Below are 23,841 nucleotides of genomic sequence, written 5' to 3' on the forward strand. Positions count from 1 at the left end.
CCAACAACCCCGGATCCCTGCTCCACTGGACCCGCAAAATGATCGAAATCCGCCAACGCCACCCCGTCTTCGGCGTCGGCTCCTACGTCGAACTCTCCGCCTCCAACCCCTCCGTCCTCGCCTTCACACGAGAGATCACCGAGGACGAAAGCCCCTGGGGCGAGATGGACGCGGTCCTGTGCGTCAGCAACCTTTCCCGGTTCCCGCAACCGGTCGAACTCGACCTACGCCGCTTCGAGGGGTACTCCCCCGTGGAATGCATGGGCGGCGTCCAATTCCCGGCCATCGGTGAACTGCCGTATCTGCTGACGCTTCCCGGGCACGGCTTCTACTGGTTCCAGCTCATCCCGCCGGACGACGAATTGGAGCCCGCCCCGGCGGCCTCGGCCAAGGCCCTGTGACCGTGCTGCCCTCGCGCCCCGCTCTCACGCGGGACCTCGCGGAATGGCTGCCGAGGCAGCGGTGGTTCGGCGGCAAGGACGGCCCCATCGACGACCTCTCCATCGGCACCGCCACCCAACTCCGCTCCGGCGATCCCGCGCTTCACCACCTCGTCCTGGACGTCCACCAGAACGGCGTCACCGACCATTACCAACTGCTGCTCGGCGTCCGGAGCGACCTGCCGGACCGGTTGCGGCACGTCGAGATCGGCGGGCGCACCGCCCGCCGAGACGTGCGCCTGTACGACGCGGCGCACGACCCCGACCTGACGCGGGTCCTGCTCGCCGAGCTGGCCGCCGGGTCGTCCAGCGGCCCGCTGCGGTTCCACCACGCGCCGGGCGCCGCCATCCGGACCGACCTCGCGAGCCTGCCCATCACCGCCGAGCAGAGCAACACCTCGCTGCTGTTCGGCGACGTCTACATCTGCAAGCTGTTCCGGCGGCTCAGCCGGGGCGTCAACCTCGATCTGGAGGTGAACCTCGCGCTGTCCCGCCGCGGGTGCGCGCACGTCCCGTCCGTCCACGGCTGGATCGAGCTGGAGCCCGGCCCGGACGCGCGGGCGGGCGGTCCCGACGCGGGGCCCGTCACCCTTGGGCTGCTCTCCGACTACCTGCACACCGGCGCGAACGGCTGGAGCCTCGCGATCGCGAGCGTCCGCGACTGGTTCGCGCACACGCCGCGGCCCGGCGACGGCGAGTGGGCCGAGCTGGACGCGAGCGCCGCGGGCGGCGACTTCGCGGCCGAGGCGGAGCGGCTCGGCGCGGCGACCGCCGAGGTGCACCGGGCGCTCGCGGACGCGTTCGGCGTGACCGTCCTGCCCGCCGCCGAGGTGGGCGCGATGGCGGCGCGGATGAACGCCGAGCTGACCGGCACCTGCCGGGACGTGCCCGGCCTCGCCCCGCACGCGAAGGCGCTGACCGGCGCGTTCCTGGACCTGGCGGCGCGGGCGGAGCCGCTGCCGGTGCAGCGCGTGCACGGCGACTACCACCTCGGCCAGGTGCTGCGCACCGAGGGCGGCTGGACGCTGCTCGACTTCGAGGGCGAGCCCGCCCGGCCGCCCGCCGAGCGCCGCGCCCTCGCCCACCCGCTCCGCGACGTCGCCGGAATGCTCCGCTCCTTCGAGTACGCGGCCCGCTTCCTCATCGCCAAGCCGGGGACGAAACCGCCCGAGCCGGGCGGCCGGCCGGAGACCAGGGCGCACGCCTGGGCGGCGCGGAACCGGGCGGCGTTCTGCCGCGGCTACGCGGCCGCGGGCGGCGCCGACCCGGCGGCGCACTCGGTGCTCATCCGCGCCTTCGAATTCGAGAAGGCCGTTTACGAGGTCCGGTACGAGGCGCGGAACCGGCCCGCGTGGCTGCCCGTTCCGCTGACATCGCTCGCCCATCTGACCGCTTGACCAAAGACACGAAAGGCCGACCTTAATTCGACGTCATGATCATGCAAAATCGGCGCGGTCGCAAAATTCCGGAGCGTTCAACGGGTATCCGAATCCACGGCGGGAGATCACCTGCCGCCGGAAACCCGAACGATCCGGAACGGAGAGCACGCGAATGTCCATCGCACCTCGCAGCAACGGGACAGGCACCCGGGACACGGCCGCGGACACGGCCGCGGACACGGTGTCCGAAGGCGATACCGGCCAAGCCCGGGCGGCCGTCCGAAAACGGAGGGCGGTCCGCGCCGCCGTCACCGCGGCGGCGACCGGGTTCGCGCTCGCCGCGCCGCTGAGTTCGCACGCGCTGGCGGAGCTCAACCCCACCGTGCTGAGAAGCCTGCATCTGGACTCGGCCACGTTGAGGAAGGTCAGGGCCTACGACGCCTACCGGACGCGCGAGGCGGGCCAGCGGCATCGGGCGAAGCGGGCGATCTCGTTCGCGCGCAAGCAGATCGGCAAGCCGTACCGGTGGGGGGCCGACGGTCCCAACGGCTACGACTGCTCGGGGCTCGCGATGGCCGCGTGGCGGAAGGGGGGCGTCCACCTGCCCCGCGTCACGTACGCGCAGTACCGGGGAGTGAAGCGGAAGGTGGGCCTGAGCGACCTCAAGCCGGGCGACCTCATCTTCTTCCACGGCCGCAGCCATGTCGGAATGTACGTCGGGAACGGACGTTTCCTGCACGCCCCGCACGCGGGCGCGCGGGTCCGGATCGACAAGCTCGGCGGCACCCGTAAAAGGCAGTTCGCGGGCGCCGTACGTCCGGGGGCCCCCGCGTACAGGGAATGGTCGGCTTCGGTGAAGGAGCTCGTCCGGAAGATCGACCGGATGAGCGCCCAAGAGGAGGATGCCGATCAAAAACCGCCAGATAATCAGCGGAGCCCCCATATTCCGCCACCTACCGATACATTGCCCAAATCACCCGATAAACCATCGGAACACGCCCCCGATCCCGCTCCCGGCCACACCGGTGTGAAGGCGGCCGCCACGGCGGCCGACCCGGACACGCCGCCGGAGGACACCAACCCGGCGCCGAGGCCCAGGTACAAGGCCGACCCGGGCCGGCGCACCTGGGCGAAGTACGTCGGCCCGGCGGGCGACCTGACGGCGCCCGGCCACGTCCCGAACTGATCCGGGCGGCGCGCGCCGCCCGCGCCACGGGCGGCGCGCTTGACCTGGAGCGCGGTCCAGATGCTCGACTGGTGCTCCATGGACTACATCCGTCTCGGCCGGACCGGCCTCAAGGTCGGCCGCGTGGTGCTCGGCACGATGAACTTCGGCCCCCACACCGAAGAGCCCGACGCCCACGCCATCATGGACGCCGCGCTCGACGCCGGCGTCAACCTCTTCGACACCGCGAACGTCTACGGCTGGGGCGCCGACAAGGGCCGCACCGAGGAGATCATCGGGAGCTGGTTCGCCAAGGGCGGCGGGCGCCGCGACAAGACCGTCCTCGCCACGAAGGTGTACGGCGACATGGGGACGGAGGGCGACCCCTGGCCGAACCAGGGCCGGCTGTCCGCGCTGAACATCCGGCGGGCGGCCGAGGCGTCCCTGCGGCGGCTCGGCACCGACCACATCGACCTCTACCAGTTCCACCACATCGACCGGACGACGCCCTGGGACGAGATCTGGCAGGCGATCGACGTGCTCGTCCAGCAGGGCAAGGTGCTGTACGCGGGGTCGTCGAACTTCCCCGGCTGGGGCATCGCGCGGGCCAACGAGACGGCCGCGCGGCGCGGCTCGCTCGGGCTGGTCAGCGAACAGTGCCTGTACAACCTGGCCGAGCGGCGCGCCGAGATGGAGGTGATCCCGGCCGCGCGCGAGTACGGGCTCGGCGTGGTCCCGTGGTCGCCGCTGCACGGCGGGGCGCTCGGCGGCGCGCTGCGCAAGGAGCGCGAGGGCGGCGCGGCGCGGTCCCGGTCGGGGCACGCGCAGCAGATGCTCGCCGACCCGGCGACGCGCGCCCGCATCCAGGCGTACGAGGACCTGTGCGCCGAGCACGGCGCGGAGCCCGGCGAGGTCGGCCTCGCCTGGCTGCTCACCCGTCCCGGCGTGACCGGCCCGATCGTCGGCCCCCGCACCCGCGAGCAGCTCGACTCGGCGCTGCGCGCGGCGGAGCTCGACCTGTCCGAGGAGTTCCTCGCCGGGCTGGACGAGATCTTCCCCGGCCCCGGCGAGTCGCCGGAGGCGTTCGCCTGGTAGTCGCCGCGCTCCCGCGCTGACGGCCGTGGCCGGATCGTGCCAGGGACGTTCCGGACGAGTCGTGCTATCTTGCGACGATAACCGTTTTCATTGTTCTGAGGTGAAACGTCCCGCACGCCGCGCGGCGCCCGCGCGGCCGGGGCACGCGGTGCCGCGCCGACGCCGGCGGCCGCGCCGTTCGCGGACGTCCCGCTGGAGCTCTGTCGGGCGGCGAGCTCCAGCGGGTCCGCGCCGCCCCCGACACGAAGCCCCCGCACGAAGCCCCCGCACGAAGCCCCCGCACGAAGCCCCGACACGGCGCCCCGACACCACGAGCCGCCGCCCCACACCGTTTTCACATGATCTCTTGACGCCCGCCCGGCCCTGGGCCCCGGGCGGGCGCCGAGTCCCCGTTCACCTTCCGGACATGCCGGATCGGTGATCGCCATGACCTTGCTATTCGCTTACCGGGCCATGGGCATCGGCCCCGGGACGGGAGGGCATCAAGAGGGCTCTTGCGACTTTCGGGGCGATCTGGGAGGGACGCGATGTGGGACTTCGCGGGCCGTGACACCGCAATCGACCTGGGCAGCGCCACCGTCCGCATGCACGTGCGGGACCGCGGCGTCGTCTGCCGCGAACCGTCCGTGCTCGCCCGGTGCCGCCGCACCGGGCGCATCCTCGCCCTCGGCTCCCCCGCCCGGGACATGGCGGGCCGCAACCCCGACGTCACGCTCGTCCGCCCGATCAGAGAGGGCGCGCCCACCGAGACCGACGAGGCCGAGTACCTGATGCGCTACCTCGTCCGCAAGCACCACAGGAGGCACTACACGGCGCGCCCCCGGCTGGTCGTGACGGTGCCGAGCGGGCTGACGTCCGTCCACTACCGGGCGCTGCAGTTCTCCGCGTACCAGGCGGGCGCGCGGCGGCTCACGCTCGTGCCGACGCCGATCGCCGCCGCGATCGGGATGGGGCTGACCTCGTCCGCGCGGCCCGAGGTCGCGGTCGTCGCCGACATCGGCGCGGACGTCACCGACGTCGGGGTGATCTCGTTCGGCGGGCTCGTCACGTCCCACACCGCGCACGTCGGCGGGTCGGCGCTGGACCGGGCGATCGTCGCGATGGTGCGCCGGGAGCACAACGTGACGCTGTCGGTGTCCACGGCGGAGCAGGCGAAGCTGGAGGTCGGGGCGGTGCCGCCGCTCGGGCGGCGGCCGGTCCGGCAGACCGTGGTGCACGGCCGGGACGTCGCGACCGGGATGCCGCGCGAGATCGTCCTCACCACCGTGGACGTCGGCCGGGCGATCGCCGGGCCGGTCGCGGAGATCGTCGACGCGGTGCAGGCCGGGCTCGCGGGCTGCTCCCCGGAGATCTCCGGAGACCTGCTCGGCGTCGGCGTCACCCTTACCGGCGGGTGCGCCAGGCTGCCCGGCCTTGAGCGGCTGATCCGGGAGCGGACGGGCCTCGCCGCGCGGATCGGGGACGACACCGGCGACGCCGCCGTCCTCGGCGCCGGCGAGGTGCTTCGGTCGGCGCGCTCGCAGGAGCCGCCCGCGCGGCAGACCTCGCCGCGCCCGCAGGTGCTGACGACGATCCCGGAGTTCGAGCACTGACCCGGCCGCCGGAGCGGACTAGGATCCGGGTTTCATGAGCGACGCACCCGGCCGCGAGGGGCCCGGCAGCCCACACCTGGAAGAGGTCTCGGACGGGGTGTTCGCCTACGTCCAGCCGGACGGCACCTGGTGGATCAACAACACCGGGTTCCTCGTCGGCTCGCGCGGCGTGACGAGCGTCGACTCCTGCTCCACCGAGCGCAGGACGCGCGCCTACCTGGACGCGATCGGGTCGGTGACGAGCCGTCCCGTCCGGACGCTGGTCAACACGCACCACCACGGCGACCACACGTTCGGCAACTACCTGTTCCCCGGCGCGACCGTCGTCGGCCACGAGGGGACGCGCGAGGGCGCGCTCGCCTGGGGCAAGCCGTTCGACGAGCCGTTCTGGACGAAGGTCGACTGGGGCGACGTCGAGATCGAACCGCCGTTCCTCACCTACACCGAGGGCGTGACCCTCTGGGTGGACGACCTGCGCTGCGACGTCCGGCACGTCGGGACGCCCGCGCACACCACCAACGACTCCATCGTGTGGATCCCGGAGCGGCGGGTGCTGTTCTGCGGCGACCTGCTGTTCAACGGCGGCACGCCGTTCCTCATGATGGGGTCGGTCGCGGGCGCGCTCAAGGTCCTGGAGGAGGTCGTCGCGCCGCTGGACGCGGAGACGATCGTCCCCGGGCACGGCCCGGTCGGCGGCCCCGAGCTGATCGACCGCGTCGTCGAGTACGCGCGGTTCGTGCAGACGACGGCCGCCGCCGCGAAACCGGCCGGGCTGACCCCGCTGGAGGCGGCGCGGGAGGCCGACCTCGGGCCGTTCGCCGAGCTGACCGACGCCGAGCGGCTCGTCGGCAACCTGCACCGCGCCTACGCCGAGCTGGACGGCCTCGAACCCGGCGGGCGGATCGACCTGGTCGCGGCGCTCAACGACATGATCGAGTTCAACGGAGGGCGACCGCTGACCTGCCGCGCGTGATCCCCGCCGGGCCGCGTCGCCCGTAGGATCGGCTGGGTGATCGACGCGAACGCCTCCCGGACGTGGCGGCGCGGCGACGTCCTCCTCGACCTCTACGACGTGCTCGACGTCATCGTGACCGGCGGGATGGGTCTCGTGTACCGGGTGCGGCACCGCGGCTGGGACGCCGAGCTCGCCGTGAAGGTGCCGCGACCCGAACTGGTCGGCACCGAGTGGGGCGTCCGCGAGTTCGCGACCGAGGCGGAGACGTGGGTCGGGCTCGGGCCGCATCCGAACACCGTGGAATGCGCGTACGTGCGCCGGATCGGGCAGGTGCCGGGCGTGTTCGCCGAGTGGGTGGACGGCGGCAGCCTCGCCGACGCGGTCCGCGAGGGACGGTTACGCGGGCCCGACGAGCGGCGCGCGGTCGCCCGGTTCCTGGACGTCGCGATCCAGTTCGCGTGGGGGCTGGAGCACGCGCACGGCGCCGGGCTCGTCCACCAGGACGTGAAGCCCGCCAACGTGATGCTCGCCGCGGACGGCACGGTCAAGGTCACCGACTTCGGGCTGGCGAAGGCGCGGATCCGGGCGGGCGAGGGCGGCGAGCCGCGCCCCGACCCCGATCCGCTGGTCAGCTTCGCGGGCCTGACGCCCGCGTACTGCTCGCCGGAGCAGGCGCGGGCGGCGGCGGGCGAGCACGTCGCGCTGACCCGCGCGACGGACATGTGGTCGTGGGCGCTGAGCGTCCTGTCGATGTTCGCCGGCGGCGCGCCGACCCGGTCCGGGGAGACGGCGCGCGAGGCGTTCGAGGAGTTCCTCTCCCGCGCGACGCGGGACGAGCTGCCCGTGCCGCCGCCCGGCCTCGTCGACCTGCTGCGGGCTTGCTTCCGGCCGGATCCGGCGGCGCGTCCCGGCGGGATGGGCGAGATCGCCGACGCGCTGGTCACCGTCTACGCGGAGGCGGCCGGCGAGCCGTATCCGCGGGACCGTCCGGCGCGGGCGACGCTGCTCGCGGACGGCCTGTCGAACCAGGCGCTGTCCATGCTCGACCTCGGCCACGCCGAGCGCGCGGAGGCGCTGTGGGAGCGGGCGCTGGCGGCCGACCCGCACAACCCGCACGCCGTCTACAACCGGGGCCTGCACCGCTGGCGCGCGGCCCGGCTGACGGACGCGCAGCTCGTCGCGGAGCTGCGGCGGGTCCGGGAGACGCATCCGGACGTGTGGGCCTGCGACCACCTGCTCGGGCTCGTCCTGCTGGAGCGCGGCGACCCGGCCGAGGCGGTGCCGCTGCTGCGGTCCGCCGCCGGGCGCGCGCCGGACGCGCCGGAGCCCGCCGCCGCGCTGGAACGTGCCGGGCGCGCGGACGTCCCGCCGCCCCCGCTGGTCCTCGCGGGGCACGCGAACGCGGTGCGGGCGATCGCGCTCGACCCCGGCGGCGCGTTCGCGGTGAGCGGGAGCGCGGACGCCTCGTCGCCGCCCGAGCCGGGATCGGAGGGCGGCGCCGTCCGCGTCTGGGACCTCGCCACCGGCCGCTGCCGGCACACCCTCCTCCCCGCGCACGCCGCCGGTCCGGACGGCGGCGTGCGGGCGGTCGCGGCGAGCGCGCGGCACGTCGCCTCGGGCGGCGGCGACCGCGTCATGCTCGTCTGGGACGTCCGCGACGGCCGCCTTCTGCACCGCATCGACGACCACGCGAGCCGGGTCGACGCGCTGGCCTTCACGCCGGACGGCGCCCTGCTCGTGTCGGCCACCGAGGGCGGCGCCGTCCGGGTATGGGACGTCGCGACCGGGCACTGCGTCCGCACCCTGCAACGGGAGCAGGATCTCCCGTCGCGGATCGGCGGGGCCGTCGCGGTGACGGGCGACGGGCGGCACGTCGTGCGGTGGGAGCCGACGACCATGCGCCTGCGCGCCTGGGACCTCGGGACGGGCGCGCTCGTCCGCTCGACGCCGCTCCCCCGCGCCCGCGTCACGTTCAGCGCGGACGGGCGCGCCGCGCTGGCCGCGGTCGAGACGGAGCTGCGCGTGTGGGACGCGGTCGCGGGCCGCGTCCTCCGCACCGCCGAGGTCCCGGCCGCGCGCGGCACGGGGTTCGCCGTCAGCGGCGACGGAGCCTGGGCGCTCGCCACCGGACCGGACGGCCCCCAGCTCTGGGACCTGCGGGAAGGCCGCTGCCTCCGCACGCTGCCGGGCGAGGGGACCGCCGCCGGGACGGCCGTCCTCAGTGCGGACGGACGGCTCGCGCTCACCGCGTCCGGCGGGCCGGAGGTCCGGGCGTGGCGGCTCGCGCACGCGGGCCCGCGCTCGCCGTGGAGCCACGCCAGGCCGCGCGCCGCCGCCGAGCTGACCCGCGACGCGGGAACCGTGGACCTCGCCCTCGCGCGGGCGCGCGGGCTCGCCGACGCCGGACGGTGGGCGCGGGCGGCGGCCGAGCTGCGCGCCGCGCGGAACGTCCCCGGCCACGCCCGCAACCGCGACCTGCTCGACCTGTGGCGGCGGACCGGGCGGCACGGCCGCCGGACGGCGCCCGCCGCGGCCTGGCAGGCGCGGGAGCTGCCGGGCCCGGACGGCATGTCCGTGCAGGACTGCGACCTCGCGCCCGGCGGCGACCTCCTCGCGGTCACGTTCGGCGGGTGGCCGATCGTGCGGCTGGTGGACGTGGCGTCCGGCGACGTCCGGCACACGTTGCGGGTCGGCGGCGTGTCCGTGGGGTGCGCCGCCTTCACGCCGGACGGCCGCCGCCTGCTCACCGGGGCCAGCGACGAGAAGGTCAGGGTGTGGGACGCGGCGTCCGGCGAATGCGTCCGCGTGCTCGCCGGGCACCGGGCCGAGGTGCGGACGATCGCGGTCAGCCCGGACGGCCTCCTCGCCGCGACCGGCGACCAGCGCGGCACCGTCCGGGTGTGGGACCTCCGCAAGGGCAGGTGCAGGCACGTCCTGAAGGGGCACGGCGGGTTCGTCCTGTCGGTGCGGTTCGGGCCCGGCGGGCGGACCCTCCTCGTCGGCGACTTCCAGCGGGTCGCGACGATGTGGGACCTGGACCGCAAGCGGCGGCACGTGCTGCCCGGCTGTCCGCCCGCCGCGCCGAGCGCGGACGGCCGGCGGATCGTCACCTGCGGCCACACGGTCGGGACGCTGTGGACGGCCGACGGCGCGACCGGCGAGGCGGACGGCTACGTGCCGGGACCGTCCGAGGAGATGGCCGCGATCGAGGTGACCGGCGACGGCGGGCTCGCCACCACGCTCGGGCCGCGCGGCGAACTCCGCGTCTGGGACGTGCCGGGCGGGCGCCTGCTGCACACGCTGTCCGGGTCGTCCGCCTGCCTGGCGCGGTGCGCGGACGACGACCGGTTCGCGCTGTCGGGCGAGGACGACGGGACGCTCCGGATGTGGGACGTCCCGACCGGCCGCCGCCTGCTCACCGTCGACGCGCACACCGCGCCCGTCCAGCGGGTGCGGCTGAGCGCCGACGCCACCGTCGCGGTGTCGCAGGCCAAGGACGGCACGATGCGCGCCTGGGACATCGACTGGGACTACGAATTCGCGGATCACACGTAAGCGGGAAAGGACGGCGACCATGCTCCTCAAATGCTCGGGCTGGGCGTGCATGCGGCTCATCTCGGTGTCGAAGGCGCGCGGCGGCAATCCCGTCGCGGTGAACGACCCTGAGCACTTCGCGATCGAGTTCATGATCTGCGAGGACTGCGGCGACAATTTCTGCGACCTCTGCCACGCGCCGGGCACACGGTTCCGCGCGCCTCGTTGCGCGTCCTGCGGCGGGAGGCTCGCGCCGGGGAAACGGCTGGAACAGCTCAGCGGACGGCCGCGCCCGCCCGCGGTGGAGCATCTCCGGCGCGGCGTCGAACTCGTCGAGTCCGAGCGGCCGGAGGACGCGCTGGCCGAACTCGGCGAGGCGATCCGGCTGCGTCCCGAATACGCGGCGGCGCATTACTGGCGGGGCGGCGCGCTCGTCCAACTCGACCGGGGCGCCGAAGCTGTCGACGCGTTCGAGAACGCGCTCCGGCACAACCCGTCGAACGTGGACGCGCTCTACGAAAAGGCCGGGGCATTCGCGCGCATGGAACGCATCGAAGACGCGATCGACGCCTATGACCGGACGATCGCGCTCCAGCCCGGATTTCCGGCCGCGCACCTCAACCGGGCCGTGCTCGTTCTCGACCAGGACCGCGACGCGGAGGCGCTGGCCGCCGCCGACCACGTCCTCGCCCTTCTCACCGCCGGCCGAACCCGGGGCGGCAGCACCTACGACGCCGCGAGCGCGCACAGCATCAAAGGCGCGGCGCTCGTGAAACTCGGCCGTTTCGCCGAGGCGCTCCCCTTCATCGACTACGCCATCGACAACGGCCTCGACTCGTGGAACGACTATTACAACAAGGCGTACGCGCTGGACCGCCTCGGCCGCACCGAGGAGGCGGACCTCGCCCGGGGCATCTCCGATTCACTCCGCGAAGCCTGACCTGCGAAACTGGGGGTGACCTGCTGGTTCGAGGAAGGGACGCCGGGTGAGGGTCGGGGACGGGACGCTGGCCGTCGGCGCGGGGCGGCCCGCGCCGGAGAACCACGCACCGGGGCTGCCGGGCCCGGTGTTCGCCGCGCACTACCACCTGGCCGGGGAGGCGAGCGGCCCGTACACCTACGGCCGCGACGGCAATCCGACCTGGACGCTCCTGGAACGCGCCATCGGCGAGCTCGAAGGCGGCGCCGAGGCCGTGGCGTTCTCGTCCGGGATGGCGGCCGTCGCGAGCGTGCTGCTGTCGCAGGCGCGGACCGGGGACGTCGTCGTCATGCCCGACGACTGCTACCACACGACGCGGGCGCTGAAAGAGCGGCTGGAGTCGTACGGGGTCACCGTCCGGACGGCGCCCACGGCGGGCGAGGCGCAGCTCCGCCTGCTGGCGGGGGCCCGCCTGGTGTGGCTGGAGACGCCGTCCAACCCGAACCTCGACGTGTGCGACATCGCGCGGATCGCCGAGGCCGCGCACGCCGCGGGCGCGCTCGTCGCGGTCGACAACACGTTCGCGACGCCGCTCGGGCAGCGTCCGCTCAACCTCGGCGCCGACTTCTCCGTCGCGAGCGACACGAAGGCGATGACCGGGCACGGCGACCTGCTGCTCGGCCACGTCGCCACGCGGAACCCCGAATTCGCCGAGCGGATCCGGGTGTGGCGCAAGACCGTGGGCGCCATTCCGGGGCCGATGGAGGCGTGGCTCGCGCACCGGTCCCTCGCGACCCTGGAACTGCGGCTGGAACGGCAGGCCGCGAACGCGCTCGCGCTCGCCGAGGCGCTGCGCGAGCGCCCCGGGATCTCGGGGCTCCGCTATCCCGGGCTTCCCGGCGACCCGTCGCACGGGACCGCCGTCCGGCAGATGCGGCGGTTCGGCGGCGTCCTGTCGTTCGCGCTGCCGGACGAAACGGCCGCCGAGACGTTCCTCGGTTCGCTGCGCCTCGTCATGCAGGCCACCAGTTTCGGCGGCGTGCACAGTTCCGCGGAACGGCGGGAACGGTGGGGCGGCGACGCCGTCCCACCGGGTTTCGTCCGTTTCTCCGCCGGAATCGAGAACACCGAGGATCTGGTCGCCGACGTCCTTCACGCCGCCGACGCGGCACTGGGGAGAACGCCATGATCCGCGGGCGGCGCCGGCGGTAACGTGGCCGCCCATGACCGACGCTCGGGCACTTCTGGAGAACGGCGACATCGCCGGGCTGATCCGGCATCTGCGGTTCAACGCGGAGACGATGGACCTGGCCGAGGTCGCCCGGCTGATGGCGGGCGCGGCCGAGCGGTCCGGGTTCGACGACCTGCGCGCGGCCGCCGAGGCGATGGCGGCCCGGCAGGGCCCGCAGGAGCTGTACGACTTCGGCTACGCGTGCATCGAGCGCGGTGTCGCGTTCCTCGCGATCCCGGCGTTGCGCGCGGCGATCGCCCTCCTCCCGGACGAGCCCGCCCTGCTGATGGAGCTGGTCGCCGCACTGGAACGGGAGAACCGGCACGCGGAGGCCGTCCAGGCGCTGGAGCCCCGGATGGACGCGCTCGACCCGTGGCCCGCGCGGTACCTGCTGGCCCACAACGCGCTGCTCGCCGGGGACGTCGACCGCGCCGAGCGGGAGGCCGCGCGCGTCCCGCCGCCGGACGACGCCGACTGGGCGCCCGCCCTCGACCGGCTCGCCCTGATGCTCGACCGGGCCCGCGCGGCACGGGCCGCCGGACCGCTCGACCGCAGGGACCTGCGCGGCTGGCAGTTCACGCTGGGCGGCGGCGTCCTCCTCACGATCTCCCCGTACGGATTCGACGACGGCATGACGGGACGGTTCGCCTACACCTCCGACACCTTCGAGACGTGCCGTCGGACGCTGGACCGGCTGCGGCTCGTCCTGGACGCGGCGGGACGGCGGCCCGCGTCCGTGGGCCTGCTGCCCGACCGGTCGAGCCGCGTCCTCGGGCTGGCGGCCGCGCGGCTGTTCGGGCTGCCCGCCGAGCCGTTCGACCCGGCCCGCCCGGACGCGCTCGTCGTCGCCTACGACCTGAACGAGGCCGCCGATCCCGACGGGCTGTGGGAGCGCGCCGAGGGGCAGGTCCTGTTCGAGCGCGCCACCTGCTGGACCGATCCCCCGGCCGTGACCGCCGACGTCAGCGGCCTGCTGCACCAGGTCGCGAAGTCGCCGTGGGGCGAGCGGCTCCAGGTGTCGCCGGGCGGCGGGCCGGAGACCGTCCCGCCGGACGGGCGGCCCGCCGAGGAGCTGGCCGAGGAGATCGTCCGCGCCGTCCCGGAGCCGGACGAGGACGCATCCGACGGCGCCCCGCCCGACCCCGACGACGCGCTCGCGGGGTTCGTCCGCGCGGTCGCGGACCGGTGGCCGACCGGGCCCAGGGACGCCCTCCGCTCCCCCGGCCCGGTCCCGAGCAACCGCTTCGCCTAATTCTCTCGTCGCATGTCGGCCTCGACGGCGTCGGCGGCCTTGCGGGCGGCGATCAGGACGGGGTCCCAGACGGGCGCGAACGGCGGGGCGTAGCCGAGGTCGAGCCCGGTCATCTCCTCGACCGTCATGCCGTTCCACAGCGCGATGGCGAGGCCGTCCACGCGCTTGGCCGCGTTCTCCTCGCCGACGATCTGCGCGCCGAGCAGCCGCCCGGACCGGCGCTCGGCGATCAGCTTGGTCGTCATCACGGTCGCGCCCGGGTGGTATCCGGCGCGGGTCGTCGACTCGACCGCCACGCTCAGCGCGTCGAACCCGGCCGCCGCGGCCTCCCGCTCGTTCAGCCCGGTCCGCGCGACCTCCACCCGGCAGATCTTGGACACGGCGGTGCCGACCACGCCGGGGAACGTCGCGTAGCCGCCGCCGAGGTTGACCCCGGCGACCCGGCCCTGCTTGTTCGCGTGCGTGCCGAGCGCGATCGCGACCGGCCCGCCGGACACGAGGTGCCGCGTCTCCACGCAGTCGCCAGCCGCCCAGACCCGGTCGGCGCGGGTGCGCATCCGCCGGTCGGTCACGATCCCGCCGGTCGGCCCGGTCTCGATCCCGGCCGCCCGTGCCAGCTCGGTGTTCGGACGCACGCCCAGCCCGAGGACGACGAGGTCGGCGGGCAGCGTCCGGCCCGCGGTGCGGACGGCGGTGACGCTCCCGTCCGCCGCCGTGTCGAACCCCTCGACGCCCTCGCCCAGGTGCAGGTCGACGCCGATGCCGCGGATCGCGTCGGCGATGAGCGCGCCCATGTCGGGGTCGAGGGTGCTCATCGGCTGGTCGGCGGCGTCCACGATGGACACCTCCAGGCCGCGCTTCACCATCGCCTCGGCCATCTCCAGGCCGATGTAGCCGCCGCCCACGACGACCGCGCGGCGCGGCTCGTCGCGTTCGAGGGCGCGCCGGACGGCGACGCCGTCGTCCAGGATCTGCACGCCGTGGACGCCCTTCGCGTCCGCGCCGGGCAGCCTCGGCCGCTTCGGCACCGCGCCGGTCGCGACCATCAGGTCGTCGTAGTGCTCCCAGCGCTCGCCGCCCCCGTCGGCGTCGCGGACGCGGACCCGGCCGCCGTCCAGGTCGATCTCGACGGCCTCCGCGCGGATCCGCAGGTCGATGTCGCGGTCCTGGAACTCGGCCGGGGTGCGGGCGATGAGCTTGTCGAGTTCCTCGACGTCGCCGCCGACGTAGTAGGGGATGCCGCAGGCGGAGTAGGACGCGTAGTTGCCGCGCTCCAGGACGAGGATCTCCAACTCGTCCGGGCCGCGCCGCCTGCGGGCCTGCGACGCGGCGCTCATCCCCGCCGCGTCGCCCCCGATGACCAGCAGCCGTTCACGTCCCGCCACGCGGTCCCCCCATCGTTCTCAGATCCCGTAGACGCGGCGCGCGTTCGCGGACGCGACAAGGCGCGCGACGCGCTCGGCGTCCGCGGACGTCCACGCGCCGTCCGCCGCGCCGCCGCCCAGGAACGCGGCGAGGCCGCGCCGGAACAGCACCGCGCCCAGGTAGTACAGCTCGGCCAGCCCGAACGCGTCAGACGAGTAAAGCACCTTCCCGAACGGGGCCAGCTCCAGGAGTTCGGCGACGAGCGCGGGCGCGCGGTGCCCGAGGTTGTGGGTGGCGAGGCCCACGTCGACGTACACGTTCGGGAGCACCTGCGCGAGGTACCCGGCGTTCCGGTGGAACGGGTAGTTGTGCAGCAGCAGCGCGGGGACGGGGTCCATGGCGCGCAGCAGCCCGGCGAGCAGCAGCGGGTCGCCGCGGCGCAGGTCGGCGTCCGCGTCCCCGTACCCGACGTGGAACTGGACGGGCAGCCCCGCGTCCACCGCGCACCACACGAGGTAGCGGTGCAGGACCTCGTCGCAGACGCGCGGCTCCTTCTGCCGCATCAGCCGCCCGGCCGCCGAGGCGAGCTCCGCGGCGGACGGCCGCGCCCCCTCCAGCTCCAGCCCGACCCGGTACGCCGCGATCGACTTCGCGCCGACGACGCCCGCGTGCCGCGCGTCGATCCGGGCGCGCACGTCGGCGGCGAACCGCGCGGCGTCCCCGCCGCCCGCCGCGACCTCCTCCGCCACCGCCTCCAGCCGGAGGATCTCGTGCGCGGGCGCCCCGGCGAGCCGGCCGAGCTCCGGCGGGTCGAGGATCGCCTCGGGGGCGAAGCCGGTGTCCACGCACAGCGCGGCCAGCCCGGCGGCCTCCAGGAAGCGGCGGTTCACCTCCGCCGCGCCGAGCTCGGCGCGGCGGGCCAGGTAGTCGTCCGGCGCGGCGTGCGCGTCCAGCCCGAGGACGGGCGGGCACCAGCGCCGCAGCGCGAAGCCCACCTGCGTGTCGAACAGGCTCACGCCCGGCGGAACGGTGTCCGCCTCCGTCAGCAGCGCCTCGAACTCGCCACGGCCGACGTCCCGGCCGAGCACGCCGTGGCAGTGGTGGTCGAGCAGCGGCAGCGACTCCAGGTACCCGAGCACGGCCCGCCTCCTCCCTGAAACGAGCGGCCGCTCCCTACGATGCCCTTACGGGCCGCGCCCGCGTCCTCACCCACTCCTACCGGAGCCAGCACTGATCGGGAGCGAACAACGTGGAACAGATCCCTGACACCGTCCCCGTCGGGCACCGGCTCGACGCGCGCGCCCGCGCGCGGCTCGGCGCCCGCGCCGCCGAGACGGCGCGCCGGCTGGCCGGCGAGGACATCGTGGCCGTCGCCCTCACCTGGGTGGACGTCAGCGGGATCACGCGCACGAAGACCGTCCCGGTGGAGCGGCTCGAACACGCGGCGACGTGGGGCGTCGGGATGTCCCCGGTGTTCGACGTGTTCCTGCTGGACGACTCGATCACGTCCGGGCGGCACATCGGCGGCCCGTCCGGCGACCTGCGGCTCCACCCGGACCTGGACCGGCTCGTCACGCTGGCGGCGCTGCCCGGCTGGGCGCACGCGCCCGCGCTCCGGTACGCGCAGGACGGGTCCGTCCACCCGCTCGACGCGCGGGCGCTGCTGCGCCGCGAGACCGAGCGCCTCGCCTCCGCCGGCTGGACGGTCAAGGCCGCCTTCGAGATCGAGTGGGCCGTGTCCAAGGGCGACGGCGACGACTTCACGCCCGCCTGCCGCGGCCCGGCGTACGGGATGACGCGGGTCACCGAGCTGGCCGGGTACCTGCGCGACCTCCTCGTCGCGCTGAAGGCGACCGGCGTGAAGGTCGTCCAGCTGCACCCGGAGTACGCGGCCGGGCAGTACGAGGTGTCGGTGGCCGCCGAGGGGCCGGTCGCCGCGGCCGACACCGCCGTCCTCGTGCGCGAGACGATCCGCGCGGTGTCGATGAGCCACGGGCTCGCCGCCACGTTCTCCCCGAAGGTGGAGGCCGACTCGGTCGGGAACGGCGCGCACGTCCACCTGAGCCTGTGGCGGGAGGACACGTCCGAGAACGCGATGGCGGGCGGGGACGGCCCGTGCGGGATGGCGGCCGCCGGGGAGGCGTTCGCGGCGGGGATCCTCGCCCGGCTGCCCGCGCTGCTCGCGGTCGGGGCGCCGTCGGTGGCGAGCTACCTGCGGCTCGTCCCGTCGCACTGGGCGGGCGCGTTCGCGTGCTGGGGGCCGGAGAACCGGGAGGCGGCGCTGCGGTTCGTCACCGGCGCGGAGGGCGAGCAGGCGGACGCGGCGAACCTGGAGGTCAAGTGCGTGGACGCGGCCGCCAACCCGTACCTGCTGCTGGCCGCGCTGCTCGCCGCCGGACGCGACGGCATCGGCGCCGAGCTGCGGCTGCCGGAGCCGGTCGGGGTCGATCCGGCCGGACTGTCGGAGGCCGAGCGCGCGGACCGCGGCATCCGGCCGCTGCCCGCGTCGCTGAAGGAGGCGGTCGCCGCGTTCGAGGCCGACGACGTGCTGCGGGACGCGCTCGGCGAGGCCGTGACGGACACCGTGTCCGCCGTCCGGCGCGGCGAGATCGACCTGCTGGACGGCGCGACCCCCGAGGAGGTCGCCGCGGTGACGCGGTGGCGGCATTAGCCGATGGCGTTACGACGGGTCCGGCTCGGCCGGACCGGACGAGACGACGGGCCCGGACGAGACGACGGCGTCCGGCGCGAACGGCCGGACGCGGACCTGCACCTCGCCGCAGGCGCAGCGGGTGTAGGTCACCACGCCCTCGGACGTCAGGTGCCGCGACAGCACGTCGTACACCTCGGACTCGGGCCAGCCACAGCGTGGGCATTCGTCCACCGCGCATCCCCCGGGCAGTGTGTCGTGTAATGGTTATATCTAGTACGTCATTTACAGCATGTCATGGCATCGGAGGCGGGGGCAATGCGGATCACCGGATACAAGAGCCACGGGGTCGCCGCCGCGGCCGCGCTGGTCAACGCCGTCACCAGCACCGGCGGGGACGACTCGGCCGACGCGCTGCGCCGCATCCTGCGTGACAACGAGTTCTTCTGGCACGAGTTCGAGGACGCCGACGCCGCCGAGTTCCGCGACTGGGGGCGCACCCTGCGCGCGTTCTTCGAGTGCGCCCGGGTCGAGGACGCGATGACCATGCTGAACCGGCTCATGCTGGAGATCCCCATGCACCCGCACCTCGCCGACCACGAGCCGCACGGGCTGCACATGCACTACGCGCCGCCGTCGTCGGCGCTCCCGCACCGGTTCCGCGCGACGACGCTGATGAACCTCGCCGAGCTGATCGTCGAGCACGGCCTCGGCCGGACCGGGGTGTGCGCGGCGGACGGCTGCGACCGGGTGTACGCCGACACGTCCCGGGCCGGACGGCGCCGCTTCTGCTCCGAGTCCTGCGCGAACCGGACGAACGTCGCCGCCTTCCGGGCGCGCCGCCGCACCTGATCCACGGCTTTGCCGGGATATTGCCGCCACGGGGGAAGGACACAGGCATGCCGTACATGCCCTTCCTCCGCGACAGCGCCGACCGTTCCGACCGGCCGGGACGGTCGCCGCTGCGGGTGGCGACGGAGGTGCGGTCCGCCGGGTACCGCATCGCGCGGCTGACGGTCACCGCCGTCCTCGCGTACGTGCTGGCCCTCGCCGTGCTGCCCGGGGGCGTGCCGCGGCCGCTGCTCGCGCCGCTGACCGCGCTGCTCGTCGTCCAGTTCTCCGTGTACCAGACGATCAAGGCGGGCATCCTGCGGGTGGCCGCCGTCACCTCGGGCGTGCTGGTCGCCGTCATGGCGGCGAGCACGATCGGGTTCTCCTGGTGGACGCTCGGCCTCACCATCCTCGCCGCGCTCGTCATCGGGCACGTGCTGCGCCTCGGCGAGCACGTGCTGGAGGTGCCGATCTCCGCGATGCTGATCTTCGCGCTGGGCGCGGCGAGCGAGAGCGGCGCGGCCGAGCGCGTCCTGGAGACGCTGCTCGGCGCGGCGACCGGGCTGGCGGCGACGTTGCTCGTGCCGTCGGTGCGGGTCCGTCCCGCCGAGGAGGCCGTGCAGGACGTCGCCGAACGGCTCCGCGAGCTGATCGCCGAGATCGCGGACGGCCTGCGCGGCGAGCCGCGCGAGCGGGAGGCGGCGGGCTGGCAGGAGAAGGCCGAGCGGCTGTCCCGGGAGATCGGCCGCACCGACCGGGAGCTCGGCGCGGCGGAGGAGAGCGTCCGGCTGAACCCGCGGACGCGGGCGCGGCGGCTCATCGACGCCGGGGTCGCGCTGCGCAACGCGATGGAGACGATGGAGCACTTCACGCTGTCGCTGCGCGGCCTCACCCGGTCGCTCGCCGACGACGAGCGGCTCGGCCCGCGCGGCCGGCTGATGACCGACCCGACGCTGCGCGCCGAGCTCGGCGACGCGCTCGCCGGGATCGCCGCGAGCATCTCGGCCTACGGGCGGCTGGCCCGCGCCGACCTCGCCCGCGACGCCCGCCCGTTCCGCGCCGAGCACGACCTGGAGGTCCGCGTGGACGTGGCGCGCGAGCGCCGCGCCCGGCTCGCCCGGCGGCTGCACGACCGGGCCGCGTCCGGGGACCTGTGGCCGCTGTACGGCGAGGTGTCCATGGACATCGACCGGCTCATCGAGAACCTGCGCGTCGAGCACCGGGCCCGCGCCCGCGAGCACTGGCGGCGCAGCCGGGGCGCGACGCGGCACCTGCCCGCGCGTCCGGTCCGCGCGGTGCAGCGGGCCGGGCACCAGCTGCGGCGGGCCGCCCGGTCGGCCGCCGAGTCCGCCGTGGACGCGGCCGAGCGCCACGCCCGCGAGTCCGGCGACCCCTACCACCGGCCGTAGCCAGGGGCAGCGCAAGAACAGGGGCAGCGTCAGAACAGGGGCAGCGTCAGAACAGGGGCAGAGGCCCGTCCTGGGGGGAAGACGGGCCTCTGCGGGTGGGGCGGTTGGTCAGCGGAAGGTCGGCTCCAGGACGTCCACGCCGCGCGTGTTGTCGGCGACGTAGACGTACCGGCCGTGCCAGTACGGCTGCCAGGAAGCGGCGTCCGCGGGCCGGTAGTAGGCGACCTGCCGGGGGTTGGTCGGATCCCGGACGTCCAGGAAGCGGGTGCCCTGCGAGTAGAACGACTGGGCGATGATCCCGTCGCGGACGTCGAAGTAGTGCGCCGAGCAGTCGTCGCTCGCCGGGTCGCTGCCCTCCTTGCCCGCGACGCCCCACGTGGCGACGGTGTGCAGGCGGAACGGGTCCTGCGGCGTGGACCGCCAGCCCTCACCGCCGTAGGAGCCCTTCAGCGACGCGATGACGAGCAGCCCGTCGTTGGCGCAGCCGTCGTTGAACGTCTCCTCGGTGACGTACAGCAGCTTGCCGTTGCCCCACCTGCGCGGGTCGGCGGCCTGGTTCCGGGTGCGCCCGGCCGCGCGGTAGCTGTTGTGCATGAACGTGGAGTTGGTGGTGGCCTCGTCCAGTCCGCCGCCCGCGTACGGGACGGGGTCGTGCGCCGACGCCGTGCGCCACCGCTTCGCCAGCGGGTCGTAGTGCCGGCCCTCGGTGTAGTAGCCGCGCACGCCGCCGCGTCCGGACGCCCACGCGACGCCCTCGGAGTCGACCTGGATGTCGTGCGTGTAGTCGGTCTTGCCGTCGTTGCGGCCGGTGTCGATCGGGTCCGCGAACACCTTCGGCTTGGCCGGGTTGCGGACGTCGGTGACCCAGACGGGGCGGCCGCCCCAGTCGGCGGGCATCCAGTCGGCCTTGGCGGGGCCGCCCGTCCACAGGTACCGGCAGTCGTTGACGCAGGTGGTGGTGTGCCCGGCCGGGACCTTGACGTAGGTGATCTGCTTGAGGCTCTCCGGCTTGGCCGCGTCCACGACGTAGATGCCGGACTCGCCGGTCCGGGTGTTGCCGCCGAACGCGCGCGGGTCCCGGGACAGATAGATGATCTTGCGTTCGGGGTCGAAGTCGGTGTCCTCGGTCTCCCACATGCCCGGCATGTTGAGCTGACCGACCAGCTTCGGGACGCGGGGGTCGGCGCTGACGTCGTACGCCTTCAGGCCGAACGTCCCGGTCGCGTACATGATCGTCCGCTTGTGCCGGCCGTGCCCGTAGTCGATGAACATCAGCGAGATGGCGCCCTTGGCGTCGGACACGCCGCCGACCCGCCGGACGCCCTTGATCGCCTCCGACTCGGTGCTCGCCGGGGCCGCCTTGCGGTAGTGCCCGGAGTGCGGGCCGCCGCTCGTGCCCTCGCCGCCGTCCGCCTGGGGGGACGCCTGCTTGGACTGGGCGTTCTCTGGCTCGGGCGGGCAGGCCCAGGCGGCGCCCGCCATCAGGGACAGGGACGCCGCGACCGCGCCGCCCCCTTGGAGCAGCCGTCTGGCCGGACCGGATGTGCGGGGGAACATCGCACCCTCCACGGAAAAGGATCTTCGTGCGCCAGTGTGACCGCGCCGCCGGGACTGATCAACAGGACGCCGGGTCACGAAATGGACTCAGGAGCGTAAGGACTGGTGGGACCTGTCGAGCTGATCTACTCTCCCCGAAGGTCGACCGCTCGGCTCCCGGGAGAGGCAGTTGAAGAGCTCCACGCGCACCGCGGCCCTGGTCACCGGCGCCGTAGTGGTCCTGCTCGCGCCGGTCGCCGCGTTCCAGGCGTGGAGCGGGGACGCCGACCCGCGCATCTCGGTCGGCGCGCCCGCCCCGGCGACGCTGCTGCCCGGCGACGTCCGCGACGACACCGGCCGGATGATCGCGAACGCGGTGTGGACGGGCCTCGTCGGCTACGACCCGGCGACCGGCGCGCCCGTGAACGCCGCCGCCGAGTCCGTCACCACGCCGGACCGGAAGGTCTGGACGGTGCGGCTGCGCCCCGGCGCGACGTTCCAGGACGGGACGCCCGTCACGTCCCGCTCGTTCACCGGCGCGTGGACGGCCGTCCTGCGCGAGGGCTGGGCCGGGTCCCGGCTGTTCACCGACGTCGCGCGCGTCGAGGGCGCGCGCAAGGGAGAGGCGTCGGTGCCCGGCCTGAAGGTCGAGGACGACCGGACGTTCCGCGTCACGCTCGACAGTCCGCTCGGCGGGTTCCCTGCGCTGCTCGGCGACCCGGCGTTCTTCCCGCTGCCGGAGCGCGTCCTCGCCTCGCGGGACTGGGCGTCGTACGGGCGCGCCCCGGTCGGCAACGGCCCGTTGCGCGTCACGGCGCGGACGGCGCGGGAGGTCGTCCTCGCGCCGCGTGCGGGCGGGCGCTCCGTCGTCGTGAAGGCGATGCCGGACGCGGCCGCGCAGTACGCCGCCGCCGAGTCCGGCGACCTGGACGTCGCGACGCAGGTGCCGTCGCGGCGCCACCAGTCGATGGAGGCCGACTTCGGCGACCGGCACCGCGTCGTCCCCGGGCGCGACGTCGCCTACCTGGCGTTCCCGGAGCGGGTGACGCGGCTCGCGTCGCCGACCGTCCGGCACGCGCTGTCGATGGCGATCGACCGGGCCGCCGTGACGGACGGGCCGCTCGGCCGCCAGTACTCCCCCGCCGACGCGCTCGTCGCGCCGGGCATCCGTCCCGGGCACCGCGACGGGCAGTGCCGGGTCTGCGTCCACGACTCGAAGGCCGCCGTGTCCGCGCTCGCCGACGCGGGCGGGCTGACCGGGCCGCTGAACCTCTGGTACGAGGCGGGCCGGGGCGACGACGCGTGGGTGAGGGCGGTCGCGGACCAGCTCCGCGCCGAGCTCAAACTCGACGCGCGCCCGCATCCCGTCCCCGACCTGCGCGAGGCTCTGGACGACGGGCGGGTGGACGGGCCGTTCGCCGTCCACACCACCGCCGCCTACCCGGCTCCCGTCGCCGCGCTGGCCCCGCTGCTGGACGCCGGGACGGGCTTCGACGACGACTACACCGCCGATCTCGTCCGCGACGCGGAGCGGGCCGCCGTCCCCGCGGACGGCGTGATCTCCGCGCGGCTCGCGGAGAGCGCGATGCTGCGCGACCTGCCCGCGGTGCCGCTGTGGTCGCGGCACGACCACCTGGTGTGGGGCGAGCGCGTCCGCGGCGTCACCGCCGACGCGTTCACCGGCCTCCGCCTCGCCGCCCTCCGCGTCAAGGACTGACCGGCGGCTCCGGGGGGCCGGGCCGTCCGGTCCTCGGCGAGAGCATGACGGCGCACATGCCGCGGCTCCTGAGGTTCGCGGCGATCCCCGGAACGGCCTCGATCGTCGCCGGATAGCCGTCGTGCATGAGCACGGTCTGGCCGTCCTTGAGCGTGCTCGCCCGCTCGACGATCTGCTCGGCGGTCGCTCCGTTCCAGTCCTGCGTGTCGACGTCCCAGATGACCTCGGTGAGGCCGAGCTGCTTCTCGACCGCCTTCAACGTCTCGTTGGTCTCGCCGTACGGGGGCCGGAAGAGTTTCGGCGCCCTCCCGGTGATCTGCTTGACGGCGTCCTGTGTGCGTTGCAGTTCCGACAGCATTTGGTCCTGCGTCATCTGGGTCAGGTGCGGATGCGTCCAACTGTGGTTGCCGATCCACATTCCGGCATTCCTCTCCGCCGTGACCAGCGCCGGATTGTTCTGCGCGTTCTGCCCGATGTTGAACAGCGTCGCCTGGAGGCGGTTCTTCCGCAGCGCCGACAGCAGGGTCGCGGTGAACCCCGTCGTGGGCCCGTCGTCGTAGGTCAGGCCCACGTACCCCTGGCAGTCACGGGCGCCGGAGGCGGCGGAGGCGGACGGGGAGGCGGGGGCGGCGGCGAACCCGGTCGTGCCGGACGCGGCGAGGACGGTCCCGAGCGCGGCGGCGGCCAGCCGGACCCGGCGGGAGGGAGCTTCAATGATCATTCTCCCCATTCTGAAAATGATCGATGAACTGTCAATACCGCGAATTCGAC

The 23,841-nt window shown here is 74.5% G+C and carries 19 protein-coding genes; 14 read left to right on the plus strand and 5 right to left on the minus strand.

The genetic code is table 11. The features are described 5' to 3' along the window. The 10 genes from FXF65_RS23020 to FXF65_RS23065 all read left to right on the plus strand — a co-directional run. On the plus strand, positions 1-401 hold a 401-nt coding region (locus FXF65_RS23020), incomplete at its 5' end, for an alpha-glucosidase C-terminal domain-containing protein (RefSeq protein WP_187412465.1). Beyond that, positions 398-1,837, plus strand: a complete 1,440-nt coding sequence (locus FXF65_RS23025; protein WP_246199019.1) for a maltokinase N-terminal cap-like domain-containing protein — start codon at positions 398-400, stop codon at positions 1,835-1,837. The genes FXF65_RS23020 and FXF65_RS23025, both read left to right, overlap by 4 nt. Positions 1,838-1,991: 154 nt before the next feature. Continuing rightward, complete coding sequence (locus FXF65_RS23030; RefSeq protein ID WP_148352108.1) at positions 1,992-3,005, plus strand: C40 family peptidase; 1,014 nt, start codon at positions 1,992-1,994, stop codon at positions 3,003-3,005. A 78-nt stretch (positions 3,006-3,083) separates the two neighbouring features. Further along, the gene (locus FXF65_RS23035) at positions 3,084-4,079 is read left to right on the plus strand and encodes an aldo/keto reductase (RefSeq protein WP_148352109.1); all 996 of its coding nucleotides are present in this window, start codon (positions 3,084-3,086) and stop codon (positions 4,077-4,079) included. Positions 4,080-4,606: 527 nt separating this feature from the next. After that, on the plus strand, positions 4,607-5,671 hold the full coding sequence (locus FXF65_RS23040; protein WP_148352110.1) for a rod shape-determining protein: 1,065 nt from the start codon (positions 4,607-4,609) through the stop codon (positions 5,669-5,671). Positions 5,672-5,705: 34 nt separating this feature from the next. Further along, a complete protein-coding gene (locus FXF65_RS23045) occupies positions 5,706-6,644 on the plus strand; it encodes an MBL fold metallo-hydrolase (RefSeq protein ID WP_148352111.1) in 939 nt (312 codons plus the stop codon). 36 nt (positions 6,645-6,680) lie between these two features. Next, on the plus strand, positions 6,681-10,181 hold the full coding sequence (locus tag FXF65_RS23050) for a protein kinase domain-containing protein (RefSeq protein ID WP_148352112.1): 3,501 nt from the start codon (positions 6,681-6,683) through the stop codon (positions 10,179-10,181). Between the two features lie 19 nt (positions 10,182-10,200). Next, positions 10,201-11,100, plus strand: coding sequence for a tetratricopeptide repeat protein (locus FXF65_RS23055; protein ID WP_148352113.1), 900 nt, complete (start codon positions 10,201-10,203; stop codon positions 11,098-11,100). Positions 11,101-11,146: 46 nt separating this feature from the next. Beyond that, positions 11,147-12,268 (plus strand): cystathionine gamma-lyase, encoded by a 1,122-nt coding sequence (locus FXF65_RS23060; protein ID WP_148352114.1) that lies wholly within the window; start codon positions 11,147-11,149, stop codon positions 12,266-12,268. 34 nt (positions 12,269-12,302) lie between these two features. Continuing rightward, on the plus strand, positions 12,303-13,562 hold the full coding sequence (locus FXF65_RS23065; RefSeq protein ID WP_148352115.1) for a tetratricopeptide repeat protein: 1,260 nt from the start codon (positions 12,303-12,305) through the stop codon (positions 13,560-13,562). Here FXF65_RS23065 and FXF65_RS23070 read toward each other — a convergent pair. Beyond that, positions 13,559-14,947 (minus strand): FAD-dependent oxidoreductase, encoded by a 1,389-nt coding sequence (locus tag FXF65_RS23070; RefSeq protein ID WP_222868698.1) that lies wholly within the window; start codon positions 14,945-14,947, stop codon positions 13,559-13,561. The genes FXF65_RS23065 and FXF65_RS23070 overlap by 4 nt on opposite strands. Positions 14,948-14,965: 18 nt before the next feature. Further along, entirely contained in the window at positions 14,966-16,066 is a 1,101-nt protein-coding gene (locus FXF65_RS23075) for an amidohydrolase family protein (protein WP_148352116.1), read from the minus strand. 110 nt (positions 16,067-16,176) lie between these two features. Between FXF65_RS23075 and FXF65_RS23080 the strand changes: the two genes are divergently transcribed. Continuing rightward, the gene (locus tag FXF65_RS23080) at positions 16,177-17,598 is read left to right on the plus strand and encodes a type I glutamate--ammonia ligase (RefSeq protein ID WP_222868699.1); all 1,422 of its coding nucleotides are present in this window, start codon (positions 16,177-16,179) and stop codon (positions 17,596-17,598) included. 9 nt (positions 17,599-17,607) lie between these two features. On the opposite strand, the gene FXF65_RS23085 is transcribed toward FXF65_RS23080, so the two are convergent. Then, complete coding sequence (locus FXF65_RS23085) at positions 17,608-17,811, minus strand: hypothetical protein (protein WP_148352117.1); 204 nt, start codon at positions 17,809-17,811, stop codon at positions 17,608-17,610. 84 nt (positions 17,812-17,895) lie between these two features. Between FXF65_RS23085 and FXF65_RS45365 the strand changes: the two genes are divergently transcribed. Continuing rightward, a complete protein-coding gene (locus FXF65_RS45365) occupies positions 17,896-18,429 on the plus strand; it encodes a CGNR zinc finger domain-containing protein (protein ID WP_187412466.1) in 534 nt (177 codons plus the stop codon). Between the two features lie 47 nt (positions 18,430-18,476). Then, on the plus strand, positions 18,477-19,817 hold the full coding sequence (locus FXF65_RS23095) for an FUSC family protein (RefSeq protein ID WP_148352119.1): 1,341 nt from the start codon (positions 18,477-18,479) through the stop codon (positions 19,815-19,817). A 108-nt stretch (positions 19,818-19,925) separates the two neighbouring features. Here the strand turns inward: FXF65_RS23095 and FXF65_RS23100 are convergent, their stop codons facing one another. Then, entirely contained in the window at positions 19,926-21,374 is a 1,449-nt protein-coding gene (locus tag FXF65_RS23100; protein ID WP_148352120.1) for an LVIVD repeat-containing protein, read from the minus strand. Positions 21,375-21,543: 169 nt separating this feature from the next. Here FXF65_RS23100 and FXF65_RS23105 point away from each other — a divergent pair, with 169 nt between their 5' ends. Beyond that, positions 21,544-23,070 carry a peptide ABC transporter substrate-binding protein gene (locus tag FXF65_RS23105; RefSeq protein WP_148352121.1) on the plus strand — a complete coding sequence of 509 codons (1,527 nt, stop codon included), beginning with the start codon at positions 21,544-21,546 and terminating at the stop codon, positions 23,068-23,070. Here FXF65_RS23105 and FXF65_RS23110 read toward each other — a convergent pair. After that, on the minus strand, positions 23,060-23,791 hold the full coding sequence (locus tag FXF65_RS23110) for a polysaccharide deacetylase family protein (RefSeq protein ID WP_148352122.1): 732 nt from the start codon (positions 23,789-23,791) through the stop codon (positions 23,060-23,062). The two genes, FXF65_RS23105 and FXF65_RS23110, sit on opposite strands and share 11 nt — an antisense overlap. Positions 23,792-23,841 lie beyond the last annotated feature (50 nt).

The sequence above is a fragment of the Actinomadura syzygii genome (assembly GCF_008085905.1).
Lineage (GTDB): Bacteria > Actinomycetota > Actinomycetes > Streptosporangiales > Streptosporangiaceae > Spirillospora > Spirillospora syzygii.

Coding starts and splice junctions, on each gene's coding strand:
- FXF65_RS23055 (WP_148352113.1), top strand. CDS start 10,201: ATGCTCCTCAAATGCTCGGGCTGGGCGTGCATGCGGCTCATCTCGGTG.
- FXF65_RS23100 (WP_148352120.1), bottom strand. CDS start 21,374: ATGTTCCCCCGCACATCCGGTCCGGCCAGACGGCTGCTCCAAGGGGGC.
- FXF65_RS23030 (WP_148352108.1), top strand. CDS start 1,992: ATGTCCATCGCACCTCGCAGCAACGGGACAGGCACCCGGGACACGGCC.
- FXF65_RS23045 (WP_148352111.1), top strand. CDS start 5,706: ATGAGCGACGCACCCGGCCGCGAGGGGCCCGGCAGCCCACACCTGGAA.
- FXF65_RS23095 (WP_148352119.1), top strand. CDS start 18,477: ATGCCGTACATGCCCTTCCTCCGCGACAGCGCCGACCGTTCCGACCGG.
- FXF65_RS23065 (WP_148352115.1), top strand. CDS start 12,303: ATGACCGACGCTCGGGCACTTCTGGAGAACGGCGACATCGCCGGGCTG.
- FXF65_RS23035 (WP_148352109.1), top strand. CDS start 3,084: ATGGACTACATCCGTCTCGGCCGGACCGGCCTCAAGGTCGGCCGCGTG.
- FXF65_RS45365 (WP_187412466.1), top strand. CDS start 17,896: ATGCGGATCACCGGATACAAGAGCCACGGGGTCGCCGCCGCGGCCGCG.
- FXF65_RS23110 (WP_148352122.1), bottom strand. CDS start 23,791: ATGATCATTGAAGCTCCCTCCCGCCGGGTCCGGCTGGCCGCCGCCGCG.
- FXF65_RS23040 (WP_148352110.1), top strand. CDS start 4,607: ATGTGGGACTTCGCGGGCCGTGACACCGCAATCGACCTGGGCAGCGCC.